At 41.6% G+C, this 15,573-nt stretch carries 14 protein-coding genes; all 14 read right to left on the minus strand.

The window, feature by feature from the left end; all coding sequences use genetic code 11:
* The 14 genes from yabN to GGQ95_RS16995 all read right to left on the minus strand — a co-directional run bounded on the left by yabN (nucleotide 1) and on the right by GGQ95_RS16995 (nucleotide 15,551).
* Nucleotides 1-1,464 carry a bifunctional methyltransferase/pyrophosphohydrolase YabN gene (gene yabN, locus GGQ95_RS16930; RefSeq protein ID WP_183187199.1) on the minus strand — a complete coding sequence of 488 codons (1,464 nt, stop codon included), beginning with the start codon at nucleotides 1,462-1,464 and terminating at the stop codon, nucleotides 1-3.
* Nucleotides 1,461-3,062, minus strand: a complete 1,602-nt coding sequence (locus tag GGQ95_RS16935; RefSeq protein WP_044742021.1) for a putative polysaccharide biosynthesis protein — start codon at nucleotides 3,060-3,062, stop codon at nucleotides 1,461-1,463. The genes yabN and GGQ95_RS16935 overlap by 4 nt, the downstream gene beginning before the upstream one ends.
* A gap of 370 nt (nucleotides 3,063-3,432) precedes the next feature.
* Nucleotides 3,433-3,969: a stage V sporulation protein T gene (gene spoVT, locus GGQ95_RS16940; protein ID WP_044742022.1), complete on the minus strand. Its 537-nt coding sequence runs from the start codon at nucleotides 3,967-3,969 to the stop codon at nucleotides 3,433-3,435.
* Nucleotides 3,970-4,464: 495 nt separating this feature from the next.
* Nucleotides 4,465-7,998, minus strand: coding sequence for a transcription-repair coupling factor (gene mfd / locus GGQ95_RS16945; protein WP_183187200.1), 3,534 nt, complete (start codon nucleotides 7,996-7,998; stop codon nucleotides 4,465-4,467).
* A gap of 61 nt (nucleotides 7,999-8,059) precedes the next feature.
* A complete protein-coding gene (gene fin, locus GGQ95_RS16950) occupies nucleotides 8,060-8,290 on the minus strand; it encodes an anti-sigma-F factor Fin (RefSeq protein ID WP_044742024.1) in 231 nt (76 codons plus the stop codon).
* A gap of 62 nt (nucleotides 8,291-8,352) precedes the next feature.
* Nucleotides 8,353-8,913 carry an aminoacyl-tRNA hydrolase gene (gene pth, locus GGQ95_RS16955; RefSeq protein WP_066151212.1) on the minus strand — a complete coding sequence of 187 codons (561 nt, stop codon included), beginning with the start codon at nucleotides 8,911-8,913 and terminating at the stop codon, nucleotides 8,353-8,355.
* Between the two features lie 307 nt (nucleotides 8,914-9,220).
* Nucleotides 9,221-9,850 carry a 50S ribosomal protein L25/general stress protein Ctc gene (locus tag GGQ95_RS16960; protein ID WP_066151215.1) on the minus strand — a complete coding sequence of 210 codons (630 nt, stop codon included), beginning with the start codon at nucleotides 9,848-9,850 and terminating at the stop codon, nucleotides 9,221-9,223.
* Nucleotides 9,851-9,926: 76 nt separating this feature from the next.
* On the minus strand, nucleotides 9,927-10,880 hold the full coding sequence (locus tag GGQ95_RS16965) for a ribose-phosphate diphosphokinase (protein WP_156450564.1): 954 nt from the start codon (nucleotides 10,878-10,880) through the stop codon (nucleotides 9,927-9,929).
* 9 nt (nucleotides 10,881-10,889) lie between these two features.
* On the minus strand, nucleotides 10,890-12,269 hold the full coding sequence (glmU, locus tag GGQ95_RS16970; RefSeq protein WP_066151217.1) for a bifunctional UDP-N-acetylglucosamine diphosphorylase/glucosamine-1-phosphate N-acetyltransferase GlmU: 1,380 nt from the start codon (nucleotides 12,267-12,269) through the stop codon (nucleotides 10,890-10,892).
* 127 nt (nucleotides 12,270-12,396) lie between these two features.
* Nucleotides 12,397-12,687 carry a septation regulator SpoVG gene (spoVG, locus tag GGQ95_RS16975; protein ID WP_044742029.1) on the minus strand — a complete coding sequence of 97 codons (291 nt, stop codon included), beginning with the start codon at nucleotides 12,685-12,687 and terminating at the stop codon, nucleotides 12,397-12,399.
* Nucleotides 12,688-13,073: 386 nt separating this feature from the next.
* A complete protein-coding gene (gene ridA / locus GGQ95_RS16980) occupies nucleotides 13,074-13,448 on the minus strand; it encodes a 2-iminobutanoate/2-iminopropanoate deaminase (RefSeq protein WP_066151220.1) in 375 nt (124 codons plus the stop codon).
* Nucleotides 13,449-13,468: 20 nt separating this feature from the next.
* The gene (purR, locus tag GGQ95_RS16985) at nucleotides 13,469-14,293 is read right to left on the minus strand and encodes a pur operon repressor (protein ID WP_183187201.1); all 825 of its coding nucleotides are present in this window, start codon (nucleotides 14,291-14,293) and stop codon (nucleotides 13,469-13,471) included.
* Nucleotides 14,294-14,350: 57 nt separating this feature from the next.
* Nucleotides 14,351-15,220 carry a 4-(cytidine 5'-diphospho)-2-C-methyl-D-erythritol kinase gene (gene ispE, locus GGQ95_RS16990; protein WP_066151223.1) on the minus strand — a complete coding sequence of 290 codons (870 nt, stop codon included), beginning with the start codon at nucleotides 15,218-15,220 and terminating at the stop codon, nucleotides 14,351-14,353.
* A gap of 151 nt (nucleotides 15,221-15,371) precedes the next feature.
* The gene (locus GGQ95_RS16995) at nucleotides 15,372-15,551 is read right to left on the minus strand and encodes a small, acid-soluble spore protein, alpha/beta type (protein ID WP_066151258.1); all 180 of its coding nucleotides are present in this window, start codon (nucleotides 15,549-15,551) and stop codon (nucleotides 15,372-15,374) included.
* Nucleotides 15,552-15,573 lie beyond the last annotated feature (22 nt).

Below are 15,573 nucleotides of genomic sequence, written 5' to 3' on the forward strand. Positions count from 1 at the left end.
TTATAGACCTTTCTCCTTTGCTTCCTCCCACCATTGATCAAGCTCTTGTAGAGATAGTGCCTCCATGCGCAAGCCGCGCGTCTTCACCTGCTCTTCAATATAAGAAAAACGACGGTAAAATTTCATATTTGTTGCCTGTAACGCCTCTTCCGGATTGATCTTATAATAACGAGCGATGTTGACAAGAGCAAACAATAGATCTCCGAACTCATTCATTTGCTTTTTCACATCTTGGTGTCCTTGCAAAAGCTCCTGTTTAAATTCTTGCATTTCTTCTTCTACTTTCTCCCACATCGGTTTTACGTCATCCCAATCAAAGCCGACTTTTGCTGCTTTTACTTGAAATTCATAAGCCTTTAGAAGACTTGATAAACTTTTCGGCACTTGGTCAAGCAACGATACAGAACGGTCTTGTTTTTCTTTTTCCTTAATCAGCTGCCAATTTTGCAAAACTTCCTCTGCATTTTGTACCTCTATGTCTCCAAATACATGGGGATGGCGGCGAATCATTTTCTCCGTAATTCCTTTGATGACATCAAATATGGAAAAAAGACCCTCATCCTCACCAATTTGCGCATGCAGCATCACTTGCAATAAAACATCTCCCAATTCTTCAATGATGCCGGCATCGTCCTGCATATCAATAGCATCAAACAGTTCATATGCTTCTTCTAGCAAATATTTTTTTAATGATTCGTGCGTCTGCTTACGATCCCATGGACAGCCATTTGGTCCGCGGAGTGTAGCAATGACATGACGCAATTTCTCAAAACGATGATACAGCCACTTTTCTTCCTTCACAGGCGGAACGTAGACGCTCGTTAAATTGTTCAGCTCCGTAACACGATCCAGCTCATATAAAGGAACTTGAATCACTTTTTCTGCTACCGTCCCTGCCGCTGTCACCACATAAACAGGATAATCATCTGGCAGTTGTTCCATTAATGTGAGTTTCACTTCAGAAGCAATGAATGAATCATATACTTGACAAAAAACAACGTGATTCGTTAACTGCCACTCCTCTTGCTGAAACGATGTTGCATCCAGAAGCTGAAAGCCTTCAATTGGATCGATTTTCACAGCGGCAAACAGCGGATCCAAAAAGCTTTGGCCCCCTGAAACCACCACCCGGCATTGCTGCTTTTGTTCAGCCTCTAATAAAAGCTGTACCGTTTTTTCTGCTACGAGAGGGTGTCCAGGTACCGCATAATATACATCGCTCGTTTGCGCTTTGTCCAACAGTACACGAACAATCGCTTCATATACTTCTTCAAACGTTTCATATGTTTGATATAACTCATCAAAAGAGGTGGCCGGGACCCCTTCATCAATAAGTGCTTGTACAACCGGATGCTCTTTTGTGCGCAAAAAAAGTGGAGAAGCCGTTTTTAATTGACGGTAAATGCCAAGCGGCAATTGATCTATATCTCCCGCACCCAAGCCAAAAATAAAAATCGTATTCACTTTTCATCACCTATTTTGCCAAGAAATATGCATAATTTTTCTCCAAAAGGAAATAAAGCAATCTCTTTTGGAGAGAAAAGCTTTCCTCTTAAAATCATTATAATATAAACGCTTCCTCCAAGCAGCACGCCAAGCAATGCTTGACCTGTCGCTCCCAGCCGGCTTCCTCCCCACAGCTGCGTTCCCCACATATATAGTTTTAATGATACCACCATTATAAGCGCCGCTTTCATTACAGCATATACATCTTTCTTCCTAATAAACCAAACACCTATCTTCTTTCGTAATACTTGATACAGAAACAAAAACATCACGATGTATGAAAGCCAGGTAGCCCATGACGCTCCGGCAATTCCAAACATAGGGACAAACCAAAGATTGCCCAACCACTTACTAATAAACGCAATGAGTACGCCAATGACGGCAAATTGCTCATATCCAATCCCTTGTAAAAGGGCGGAAGCTGTAAGAGACATCGTGGTAAAAAAAATAGATAGCGATAAAATAGCTAATGGCCAAGAGCCGGCATCATTTTTGAACAGCATGATGTTGACCGGACGGATTAACGCAGCCAAGCCAAAAGCCGCACCGATACCGACAACAAGAGCAACCCGCAAGGTGACGTCTATTTTTTCTAAAATAAATGTCTCGTCCCCGCGTTTTTTCGCTCCTGCAATGAGCGGCACAAGCGTTAATGAGAACGACGTCGCAACAACGGTTCCTAGCTGCACAAGCGGCTGACCGCGATCATATACTCCTTTAAATGCTTTCGCAGCCTGCTCCTCTATTCCTTTTTCCATTAACAATGATAATAACGACATCGCATCAGCAAGTTGAGTAAGCGTTAGTGCCATATTGGCTATACAGATCGTCAATCCTTGTACAAATAAATACCGAATAACACTTTGAGCAGACAGCCTCGAAGCTTCGTAGAAATACAGTGAACGTGCGCTGCGCAGCCAATACGCACTTAAAAGCAAAAGCGCTGCAAACCCTCCCGTCAACGATCCAAAAATAGCACCTGTTCCAGCTTCATACATGGTATGTCCCGTTTTCACTAAAAGATATGAACAGATGATAATCGTGGCTACTCGCACGGATTGCTCTGCTACTTGTGACAGAGCCGTTGGCATCATCTCATTTTTTCCTTGGAAATAACCGCGTAATACGGAAAGAAAGGGCAGAAGTAAAAATGAGAAAGAAATGGTACGAATCAGCGGTGTCAGCTTTTCATCTCCCATCCATCGCGCAATCCACCCTCCCCCTACGTACAACACACCGAAGCAAAGCAGGCCCATAACAGCTAAAAACCAGAATGAGACTTGCAAAACATAGCGAATTCCCGCTTCATTTTTTTCTTCTGCTTGCTCCGCTACAAGTTTAGAGATGACAACGGGATAGCCGTATGTAGCTAAAGCTATAACCATTGCATAAATCGGATAAACCTGCTGATAAATGTAGAAACCGATATCGCCTACAATATTTTGATAAGGGATACGGTAAAAAGCGCTCAATATTTTCGTTACAACGGCTGCAATAGCCAAAACAGTAGCTCCGCGCCATATGCTTGCATTTCGCGATTCACCATTTATAGCCATTTCGCTTCACCTTCCAACACTCTAAAAGCTAGCCCTTGCCATTATAACGCAAAAAGAAAAAGACAGCATAGCAGCTGCCTTTCTGAAGGAATAGAATGCTGTTTATTCAAAACAGCCCGCTCGCCTCAAAGCTCGTTGCATAAAGTACAAACATTCCTTAAGGGGATAACATTTTATTAGGCGTCCATTCTGTTTTAAAATCTCAGGCGCTCTTTTTAGCATACCCCGTAAACGATAACCCAATAGCAAGCAGGTCGACATTGATAGCCGTTATAACATTTGCCTGCTTTAGACATGCGAGCGGAGGCCATTCACGTGTTACCGCTCAAAATATAGCGATATCGTTTGTTAAGTAATCCACTTTATTTCATTATTGCTCCATTTGCCGCGCTAAAAAGCTTGCAGCAGTTTCCGCTGATTTGTGCTCTACTTCGCCAATCGTTTTGTCTTTTGATAAAATGACAACAGCTCCAATTGGATCCCCGTTCGCCACAATCGGTCCGATTGTATATGATTTCAATCGTTCCTCATGGCCATCGACAAGCTCCACTTCACTCTCTTCTGTATGGATCACAGACTGGCGCTCCTCCATTGCTTTCTCAATAAGAGAGCTTACACCTTTATTGAGAAATTCTTTTTTCGACACACCAGCTACGGCGATAAAGGTATCTCGGTCACAAATTAAAACCGGATGACCTAAGCTGTCAAACAATGCCTCTGCATATTCTTTCGCAAAATCACCAAGCTCGCTAATAGGCGAATATTTTTTTAATATAACCTCACCATCACGATCAACGAATATTTCGAGCGGATCTCCTTCTCGAATACGCAACGTTCTGCGAATTTCTTTTGGAATGACAACGCGTCCTAAATCATCAATTCGACGAACAATACCAGTTGCTTTCATCTATTGCTGCCTCACTTTCATCTAAATTTAAAAATTACATCGATGAATCCTTCGTTGAAGAATTCACCATTGTTGTGATTAGTATCCTTCACAACCCAACTTCTATACACGATGAAAGTGATTTTTTCAATTTTAGATAAAATTCCCCAACCTCCATGATCGACAACATTCCTAAAAAATAAACATGAGATCCCCATGATGCTAGGTAAGCATTATGCTCAACTACTATTATAGATACATCTTGATACATCAACATTTGTCCCATGCGAACAAGGGATGATCCGATTGGAATGATCGGACAACCCAATAAAACCGCTTCCAGATAAATTCATTTATCTGGAAGCGGCTTGTTGGTTGGTTTTGGCGTCCCCGAGGCAGGTCGGTGACTTTTCTTCCGGCTTCGGATTTTTGTAGATAACGTTCGTTGATATTTATACAGCACAAGGACAACAAATAAACCAATTGTATCTGACACCACGGGTAAACATGGGATGCTTAAGCTGTCACCGATTTTCCGTCTTTCTCATATACTAACTCTTTTAAGGTTTCATATAAGATGACAAGCCATTCCTGAGGCTTTAGCCCCTTTACATACAGCACAATTTTTAGCTTTGGACCTTCCATGCCAAATCCAAATATTCGTCCATATCTGTTTCCTATTTTCGATAAACGTTGGATTTGTACATCCTTAGAAGCCTGATCATTAAATAGTAAATCAATTTGTTGCTTATGCTGTTTAATGGACTCGACTCCATTTTGTTTTGCATATACCTTCATTTCAGCAATTTGGAATAAATAATCTACCTCATCTGGATATTCTCCAAAACGATCCAACATTTCTTCGCGAAGCTCCTCCAACTCTTCTAGGGTGCTGATCGCTTTAAAGCGTTTATACATATCAATTTTTTGCAAGCCATCAGAAATATACGTATCAGGAATATAAGCATCAATTTCGATATCGATTTCCACATCAGCTGGCTTTTCTTCTTGCTGCACTCCTCTTCGTTTTTCAATCGCTTCTTTCAGCATTTGTGAATACAAGTCAAAACCAACCGAGTCAATAAATCCATGCTGCTCAGCTCCCAGTATATTTCCGGCTCCACGAATGGATAAATCACGCATGGCAATTTTAAATCCCGATCCGAGCTCTGTAAATTCTTTAATTGCCTGCAGCCGTTTCTCAGCAACCTCATTTAATACTTTATCCTTTCGATACGTAAAATAGGCATACGCTACCCGATTTGAACGGCCAACGCGCCCTCTTAACTGATAAAGCTGGGATAGCCCCATTTTATCTGCCTCATATACAATCAATGTATTAACGCTTGGTATATCAACGCCTGTTTCAATAATTGTCGTCGTCACTAGCACATCGTATTGTCCCTCTAAAAATGCAAGAAGCACAGATTCCAGTTCGTTCTCGCTCATTCTCCCGTGCGCATATGTGACACGAGCGTCGGGTACAAGCATCGAGATCTCTTCCGCTCTTATATCAATATCTTCAATGCGGTTGTACAAGACAAATACTTGCCCATCTCTGGCAAGCTCTCGCTCAATGGCCTCGCGAATTAGCTCTGGCGTATGTTCCATCACATACGTCTGTACAGGAAAACGATTTTCCGGCGGAGTCTCAATAATGGATAAATCACGCACGCCAATCATGGACATATGCAATGTTCTAGGAATCGGCGTTGCAGTCAATGTTAGCACATCAATATTCGCTTTTAGCTGTTTAATTTTCTCTTTATGGCTTACACCAAACCGCTGCTCTTCATCAATAATGAGCAGCCCTAAGTCTTTAAAGGCTACATCCCTCGATAATAATCGATGGGTGCCAATCACAATGTCAACTGTGCCATTTTTCAATCCTTGGATCGTCTCTGATTGCTGCTTCCTTGTCCGAAAACGATTAAGCAGGCCAATTTCAATCGGATATCCTTGAAACCGCTCTCGAATCGTTTCATAATGCTGCTGGGCCAAAATAGTGGTTGGAACTAAAAAAGCTACTTGCTTTCCATCCATAATCGCTTTAAAGGCTGCGCGAAGGGCCACTTCTGTTTTTCCGTAGCCGACATCGCCGCATAATAAACGATCCATCGGCTTTTCGCTTTCCATATCCCGTTTAATTTCCTCAATAGAACGCAGCTGATCATCTGTTTCTTGATAAGGAAAGGCTGCTTCAAATTCGCGCTGCATTTCCGTATCTGGAGAAAACGCATATCCCTTGCTTGCTTCCCGCTCTGCATAAAGTTTAATTAAGTCTTCCGCAATATCTTGAACAGACGACTCAACCTTTTTCTTTACCTTTTTCCATTCCGAACCGCCCAATTTATAAATTTTCGGTTCTTTTCCCTCTGAGCCTACATATTTTTGCACCTGATCGATTTGATCGACAGGAACATAGAGCGTATCGCTACCTTGATATTGAATATGAATATAGTCTTTATGAATCCCATTGATTTCTAACGTCTCGATGCCTAAGTATTTACCAATCCCATGATTGACATGGACTACATAATCTCCTACTTGCAGCTCTGAATAGCTTTTAATTCGCTCTGCATTTGATAATTTCTGTCGGCGAGCTGGTTTTTTTACCCGCTTTTTAAATAGTTCTTCTTCAGTAATGACCGCCAGTTTTTGCATCGGCAACTCAAAACCAGTGCCCAAGTCTCCTTGAATAATCTGGATCTTGCCATGCATCGGCAACGCTCCTCCAGGCAAAGGAGAAGCATCCATCTCATAATCTTCCAAAACAGATTGTAATTTTCGCATTCGTTCTGCATTCGCAGCTAAAAAAACGATGGCGTATTTCGCCTTTTTCCATCTTTCTAGCTCCGCCTTTAGCAACGGCATTTGTCCATGAAAATTTTGCATTTGCTTGCAGGAAATATTGACGATATTTTGCGGATGGGTGTGCGGAACATGCCGTAAAAAGAGCGATAAATATAAAATCGGCCTTTTGTTTTTCTGCAATAGATCAGAAAATGAGTGAGAAACAAAAGCAGTATGAATCGTTTTACCCTCTGCAAGTAAACTTGTCTGCCACTCTGCTTCCTCTTCATCTAAATTTTCTGACGTTTCTTGCAGCCGGCTCACCTCATCAAGCAACAACAAACCGTTTTCTGGCAGATAATCTAGCAAACTAGCAGGTTGCTCATAAAAAAGTGCCGAATATTTATATGGCTGCTCAATTTCTTGCCCTTGCTTCAAGCGCTCGAGCTCATATGAAATATGCTGCAATAGCAGCTGCTTCGTTTTTTCATCTTTGACCTTTTGAATACTTTCTTTTAATCCCATCTCAATGCGCTTGATTCCTTGCTGCAGTGCATCCCCATATACAAGTGTCTCATTTACAGGTCCGATTAAAACTTGCTGCACTTCCTCATGAGAGCGTTGATCGTCAACCGTAAATGTTCGAATCGATTCTACCTCTGTATCAAATAATTCCATTCGGTATGGCAATTCAGCTGTTAACGGATAAATATCAATAATACCACCGCGGATGCTAAATTCTCCCGGGGTTGATACAACGGATACACGCTTATATCCCATTTGAACAAAACGATGTTTATAAGCTTCAATATCGAATTCTTGCTCCACAGTAATTTTCAGTAAATTTTCTTTCCATAACGACTTTGGCGGCAATAAACGCCGCACCCCAGCAACAGGAGCAATCACAATTCCTCTTTTTTGCTCTGACCAATAATTCATGACCTCTAAACGCTGAGCCTTTAGTTCCGGGCTAGCAATGGCCATTTCTGCGGCAATCATTTCATTAACTGGATACAGAAACACTTCCTCTGATCCTAAAATTTGAACAAGATCATCATATATTTTTTGCGCTTGAAATAGGTTATGAGCAACAATAAGAAGCGGTCTTGCTGTTTCTTTATAAAGAGCAGATAAAAATACGGATCGAGCAGAGCCAGATAATCCTGTTATAAGCTGCTCTTTTAACCCCGCCTCAATTCCTTTCATGATCGATTGAATATCTTGGTTTTCGATAAAATAATGATGCAACGAACGCACCTTGCTCTCCCTCCTCTCGCAAAGCAATAAATGCAAAAATGCTTTGGTCACCCAAAGCGATCTACTGAATAAATTTTTCGCATTGATGCAGTTCCGGATTTCTCTCAAGCGCCTCATAGCAATCTTCACAAATCGTTTTTACATGAATTTCCCCGTTTGGAAGATAGGAGATCATATCTAATCGCTCTTCTTCTGTTAAATGGTGAAAGCCCAGTTGTTCACTATATATCGGCACTTGACTGATCGTTCCTATTTTTACTCCACAATGCCGACAATAATAGTGTAATGCCATATGGATAACCTCCTAACGGTCTCTTGCTCACATTCATTTTTTACCATTTAGGAGGATTTTATTCATGCATTAAATTCATTCATCACTTGCAAAAAAGGTTCGGTCATAAATTTTTCGCAAGCGTCAGCCGCACGCATGATAGCATGCTGAATATCCGGTTGTTCCTCGCTTATAAACCGTCCTAATACGTAATCGGTTACTTTTTGACCGTTTTGTGGACGGCCAATACCAATGCGGATCCGTTTAAATTGATCTGTGCCTAAATGATGGATTAACGATTTAATCCCGTTATGACCTCCGGCGCTTCCTTTTACCCGTAAACGAATTTTTCCTACTGGCAGATCTAAATCATCATAGATAACCAATAAATCATCTATATCCATTTTAAAATAATCCATCAACGGGCGAACACACTCACCTGATAAATTCATATATGTTAGCGGCTTACATAATATGACTTTTTCTGTTCCTACCATGTGTGATGAAAACAGCCCATTAAATTTAGTTTGATTGTATGAAAGATTCCATCTTTTCGCAAGCTCATCGATGACCATAAATCCGACATTATGTCTTGTCTGTTCATATTCTCTCCCCGGATTTCCTAGACCGACCAGTAACTTCAATGCCTTTATCTCCTCTCTATATGACACGTTCTTTCGATCTTTTCATTTTCTTGGTGTAATCCCTTGTCACGATATCGTTCTCATGGAATGTGTCAACGCTACCCCAGCATCTGGACACACGAACACAAAGCCCGTGACGGCTGTCATCGGGATGGCGAACGTAAAATTTTCACTTTTTGCTGCGGATATCATAACAGGAAAACCAACAGCCAAAAGTGCAGATCAACATTCGGCCGCAAAACAGACACACAACCCTACGTCAAATATTATCACAAAAGACGTAACCGAAATACGGTTACGTCTGTCATCATGATTCAGGCGTAGTTTCTCTTCCCTCTTCAGCTTCCGGGTGACCTGGTTCCTGTTGTTCGCCGCTATGAATTTCCTCTTCCTGCTTAGGCGGTAAAATCGAGGCAATCACTTCTTCCGACTCATGATTGATTTCGTACATCCCACCTGTTTGCACATCGCCCACTGTAATGGTTTCACCAACCTGTAATGAGGAAATGTCAATATCAATTGAGGAAGGGATGTTGGCTGGCAACGCCCGAATCGACAGCTGATGTAAAGACTGCTGTAATACACCGCCATCTTTCACGCCAGCTGCATTACCAACTAAATGTACATTAACAGCCACATCAACCTCTGTTGACATATCAACGACTTGAAAATCGACGTGAATAATCTCATTGCGAATCGGATCTTTTTGAATATCACGTAACAACGCAGAATGACTTTCACCATTTACCTTTAACGTGATTAAGCCATTTCGTCCTGCTTCGCGAACGGTTTTCAAAAAATCTGCCGCATTCATATAAACGACACGATTTTTCACATTTTTTCCGTAAAGTACTCCAGGAATATTTCCTTGTAATCGGATTTTGCGCAATCCAAAGCCTTGCCCTTCTGTACGCTCTTTCGCTTCGAGCACAGCCATGCGTCATCCTCCTCCTGTTTAAAGACTCTACGAATTACTTTGTCCTAAAACAGGAAGATTTAAACATCTATTTTTCTCAATCAAACAAGGCACTAATCGATTGCATTTCATAAATACGAATAATCGCTTCGGCAATCAACGGGGCTACTGATAGTTCTACAATTTTATCAATTTTCTTTTCTTCTGGAAGAGCAATCGAATTTGTCACAACAAGCTCTTTAATTTTTGAATTTTGAATTCTCTCAATCGCTGGACCTGAAAGTACCGGATGCGTACAACACGCATATACTTCACTAGCTCCATTTTCTACAAGTGCATTGGCCGCTAATGTTATCGTTCCAGCGGTATCAATAATATCGTCAATGAGAATGGCCGTTTTGCCTTCCACTTGTCCGACGATATTCATAACTTCAGCAACGTTTGGTTTAGGGCGGCGTTTATCAATAATCGCAATCGGAGCTTTTAACCGATCAGCTAACCGACGGGCCCGTGTTACTCCTCCATGGTCTGGGGATACGATCACGATGTCTTGAAGATTTTTGTTTTTAAAATAGTCCGCTAAAATTGGCACACCCATTAAATGGTCGATTGGAACATCGAAAAATCCTTGAATTTGTGGAGCATGGAGATCAAGCGTAATCACGCGAGAAGCCCCCGCCGTTTCTAGCAGATTCGCAACCAGCTTAGCTGTAATCGGCTCGCGAGAACGCGCTTTACGATCTTGTCTAGCATATCCATAGTAAGGCATAACGATATTAATCGTTTTGGCTGACGCCCGCTTCAGTGCATCAATCATAATTAACAGCTCCATTAAATGTTCATTGACAGGGGCGCTGGTCGATTGGATAACAAATACATCTCCGCCGCGAATGCTCTCCTCAATGTTGATTTGAATTTCTCCATCACTGAATCGGGATACAGAGCATTTTCCCAATTGTACCCCAATCACTTGAGCAATTTCCTCTGCCAGCTTCATATTCGAATTTAACGAAAATAATTTTAGACTGGAATCAAGATATTGAGACATGATAAACCTCCATCAGGAATTTTTCTTAAAGTTAAGGCGATCCACATAATTTTCTTTATTAACCTGGCGGGCGCGAGCAATCGATAAAGCATTTCCCGGGACATCGTCTGTAATGGTAGAGCCAGCAGCTACATAAGCGCCTTTTCCAATGGTCACTGGAGCAATCAAGTTAGCATTACAGCCGATAAATGCGCCATCTTCAATTTTGGTTAAATATTTATGCTTTCCATCATAGTTCACTGTGATAGAACCGCAGCCTAAATTGACATCTTCCCCGACCTCAGCGTCGCCAATGTAGCTTAAATGCGAAGCTTTGCTGCCTTTGCCAAAGGTGGATTTTTTAATTTCAACAAAATTGCCAATCCGAACATCATCGCCGATTTGAGACGATGGACGAATATGAGCAAAGGGACCAATCGTTACTTGATGTCCAATTTCACTGTCATGGGCAACAGAGTGACGAACCGTCGTGCCGTCACCAATCGAACAATCTTTAATTTCAGAATGAGGGCCAATGATACACTCTTTTCCAATCGTTGTTTTTCCTTCAATGATCGTACCAGGATAAATGATGGTGTCACGTCCAATTTCCGCTTCTGGTGATATATAGGTATGCTCTGGATCAATAATTGTCACGCCATTGGTCATATGCGCATAGTTAATCCGTTTGCGCATAATCGCCTCAGCTTGAGAAAGGGCAATGCGGTCGTTGATCCCTATTGTTTCCTCAAACGAAGGGGACTGATAAGCAGAAATGATTTCGCCTTTTTTTCTTAAAATTTCAATCACATCAGTTAAATAATACTCGCCTTGAACATTCTGATTCGATACATTTGTAAGCGCTTCAAACAATGCTTTGTTATCGAAACAATACGTTCCTGTATTAATCTCTTGAATAGACCGTTCCTCTTCTGTAGCATCTTTATGCTCTACAATTTTTTCTACGCTTCCTTCATCATTTCGGACAATTCGGCCATATCCGCTAGGATTTTCTGCAATTGCCGTTAAAATCGTCGCTTTAGCCTTGGTTGAAAGATGATGCTCTAATAGCGCTTTCATCGTTTCAGCCGTGATGAGTGGGGTATCACCGCACACAACAAGTGTTACACCTTCCAGTCCTTTCAAGTAAGGAGAAGCTTGCATAACAGCATGAGCAGTCCCTAGCTGCTTTTCTTGGAGAGCAAATTCGCTTTTATCACTGATTTGTTTTTTTACTTGTTCCGCACCAAATCCAACTACGGTAATTAACTTCTCAAGATCAAGCCGCGATACTTGATCGACTACATGCTGAACCATTGGCTTGCCGCAGACAGGATGTAAGACTTTATATAGGTTTGATTTCATTCTTGTTCCCTGTCCCGCCGCCAATATTATCGCGTATCGTTTTACCATAAACAGGGCCTCCAATTACCTTTTTATCCATAATTGAATATATCCTAATTAGCTATGTATTTCAAGGAAACATTCCATTTTACCAGAAAATAAAAAAAGCCTGTTGCACAGAACAGGCTTTTTTTATTTAAGAAGCACCGGCTTCTTCTAACTCTTCTTCAAGTTCCCCTAAACGGTGATACTCAGCTAATACTGCTTCTTGAATTTTCCCACGAGTTGTGGAATTAATTGGATGTGCGATGTCGCGAAACTCCCCGTCAGGAGTACGCTTGCTTGGCATAGCCACAAACAAGCCGTTATTGCCATCAATTACGCGAATATCATGCACCACAAATTCGTTATCCAGCGTAATAGAAGCAATCGCTCTCATACGTCCTTCGGTATTCACGCGGCGTAATCTAACGTCGGTTACTTCCATTCTGCTCACCACCTTTTCCCTATATAAGAACTTGGTTAATTTATTCCACATTCATCTCGCATTTCCTTCTTTTAATTTAAAAAATTTCATAAAAAATAGATAAAATGACCTGTTTTTGTCAAAATAAGTGTTTATTCTAGCCGATGCTGTCGAATGAAGATATGCGGGAAAATCTAATAAGGGAAAAGGGGAGTAGAAAAGCTATCATTCACTCGTGGGGCCTAATAAAATGGATTTGCTTGTTATTCTTGCGCCTCATAAATGATGAACGGACCGTATCTATATCTGTAAAAAGCCTCGAACGGAAGGCAAGTGGGTGCACGGTCACGCCAAAGCGTGACCGTGCACCCGCCAACAAGTATCTTATAGTTGGGATATCGCTAAACTTATTTCACTAAAGCAATCACTTCAATTTCAACAAGTGCGTCTTTTGGCAGCTGAGCCACTGCTACGCAAGAACGCGCTGGTTTATGCTCATTAAAATACTGGCCATATACTTCATTCACAGCTGCAAAATCGTCCATGCTTTTTAAGAAAACGGTTGTTTTTACAACTGTTTCAAGTGATGCTCCTGCTGCTTCCAGAACGGCCTTCAAATTTTTGAACACTTGATGAGTTTGCTCTTTGACATCTCCCTGCACCATTTCTCCTTCTGGTGTCAAGGCAATTTGACCTGAGCTGTAGAACATATTATTAACAATGATTCCTTGGGAGTATGGGCCAATCGCCTGAGGCGCTTTCGATGTTTGTACTTTTTCCATCTTTGTATGACTCCTTTCTTTTATTCGAGAAAATTTAAATAGTTTCCTTCTTTTACAGCAATGTGCTTCTCTTTTATATCAACAGAAGAAAGCTTCACTAAGGAAACGTATTCATCCACAAGCCGTTCACTTATATCTTCTGACTCGACAAGCACTCCGATTCCAGCCAAACGAGCGTTAAACTCATTTAATAAACTGGTCATACCATGTATCGTGCCGCCCGCTTTCATAAAATCATCGATAATTAATACGTTCGTTCCCTCTGCTAAACTGCGTTTTGCCAATACCATTGTTTGAATGCGTTTAGACGAGCCAGATACGTAATTAATGCTAACCATCGATCCTTCTGTCACTTTATTATCATGACGCACGATCACCACAGGCACATTCAAAAAATGGGCTACAGCATAAGCTAACGGAATCCCCTTTGTCGCAATGGTCATAACGACATCAATAGTCCGTTCGGCAAAAAGAGACGCATATAATTGGCCGATTTTATTGACAATTCGCGGATCTCCAAGAATATCCGTCATATAAAGATACCCACCGGGCAGCAATCGATCCGGATTTGCCAGCTGCTCACATAAGTAATGAACCGTCTCTTTGGCTTCATCAACAGAGATTTTAGGAATATATTGAACTCCGCCTGCCGCGCCTGAAAGTGTTTTCAATGTTCCGATCCCTTGCTGTTCAAATGTTTGCTTAATAATCGCTAAATCCTCACTAATGGAAGATTTGGCCGACTGATAGCGTTCAGCAAAAAAAGTGAGCGGGACCAGCTGATGGGGATGTTCTAGGAGATAGTGCGTCATATCGACTAAGCGGCTACTGCGCCTTAATTTCATAAACGAACCCCCTAAAAACCGAATGTTATATGGTAAATATAACATTAATGTACGTATTTAATCAAGCGTATTCCGCTCTCCTAATAACCTCACTGTAAAGACTTGGTCACAAAAACCTCTTAAACCGTTATAAATGCGCTGCAATCGTGAATCATACTGGACGAGTCCAAAAACCGTCGGGCCGCTTCCGCTCATTAATACCGCATCAGCCCCGAAACGCTTCATTTGCTCTTTAATATGGGCTACCTCTGGATATTTTTTTAACGTCACATCTTCCAATACATTTCCAACAAGAGAACAAATTCCTTCGTAATCTTGGTGTTTAATGGCTTGTACCATTCCATCGACATCAGGGTGCTCAATCGTGTTGACATTTAAACTTCGATACACTTCGGCTGTTGAAACCCCGATGGCTGGTTTTGCTAGAATGACCCAGCACGGTGGAGGAGCAGGAATATGTTCAATTTTTTCTCCTCGTCCGGTGGCAATGGCTGTTCCGCCATAGACGCAAAACGATACGTCAGAACCTATTTTTGCACCAAGCTCGGCTAATTCATCGAGAGTAAGTCCCAGTCTCCAAAGTTTATTTAGTCCTCGCAGTGTAGCTGCTGCATCACTGCTTCCTCCAGCCAAACCAGCAGCGACCGGAATCGCTTTCGCAATTGAAATAGCGACCCCCTTGCGAATTCCAAACGTTTCTTTCAGCAATTTTGCTGCTTGGTAAGCTAAATTCCGATGATCGTCAGGAACAAATCGATTATGTGAGACAATTTTAATTGTATCGCTGGCTAATGGGACTAGTTCGATTCGGTCAGCAAGATCAATCGTCGTCATCACCATTTTGACTTCGTGATATCCGTCTGGCCGTTTATGTAGCACATCTAACGATAAATTGATTTTAGCCGGAGCTTTTACCAATAGTCTCAAACTTTCCACCTACTTTATCCACTTCAAACTTATACGAACATTTTACCACAAACCAACGAACTCCATTATGCAATCTTTCAAGAGCCTTGTCAAAGAAAAACCGAAGCCATTAAGCTTCGGCTGCCGCGGTTATAATTTTTAGTGATTTTGATTACTTTGTCCTCTCAGCCAAATGACGTTCCGCCATTTGTATCGCTAATTTCACCATATTTCCCGCATCTTTCGCGCGAATAGCTCCCCAGCCTTCTTTTTGAACGACATCGTAAAATCCCAACTCTTTGGCCAGCTCTTCCTTAAACTGCTGTGACATCATTCCTCGACGTCTGCTCAATTGCAAGCAGCTCCTTTCAAAA

The organism is Anoxybacteroides rupiense (assembly GCF_014196195.1).
Classification (GTDB): Bacteria; Bacillota; Bacilli; order Bacillales; family Anoxybacillaceae; genus Anoxybacteroides; species Anoxybacteroides rupiense.

What these genes read in the sequence shown, in the direction of transcription:
- GGQ95_RS16935 (WP_044742021.1), bottom strand. Translation starts at nt 3,062, where the DNA reads ATGGCTATAAATGGTGAATCGCGAAATGCAAGCATATGGCGCGGAGCT.
- spoVT (WP_044742022.1), bottom strand. Translation starts at nt 3,969, where the DNA reads ATGAAAGCAACTGGTATTGTTCGTCGAATTGATGATTTAGGACGCGTT.
- fin (WP_044742024.1), bottom strand. Translation starts at nt 8,290, where the DNA reads ATGGCATTACACTATTATTGTCGGCATTGTGGAGTAAAAATAGGAACG.
- GGQ95_RS16960 (WP_066151215.1), bottom strand. Translation starts at nt 9,850, where the DNA reads ATGGCTGTGCTCGAAGCGAAAGAGCGTACAGAAGGGCAAGGCTTTGGA.
- glmU (WP_066151217.1), bottom strand. Translation starts at nt 12,269, where the DNA reads ATGGTAAAACGATACGCGATAATATTGGCGGCGGGACAGGGAACAAGA.
- spoVG (WP_044742029.1), bottom strand. Translation starts at nt 12,687, where the DNA reads ATGGAAGTAACCGACGTTAGATTACGCCGCGTGAATACCGAAGGACGT.
- ridA (WP_066151220.1), bottom strand. Translation starts at nt 13,448, where the DNA reads ATGGAAAAAGTACAAACATCGAAAGCGCCTCAGGCGATTGGCCCATAC.
- purR (WP_183187201.1), bottom strand. Translation starts at nt 14,293, where the DNA reads ATGAAATTAAGGCGCAGTAGCCGCTTAGTCGATATGACGCACTATCTC.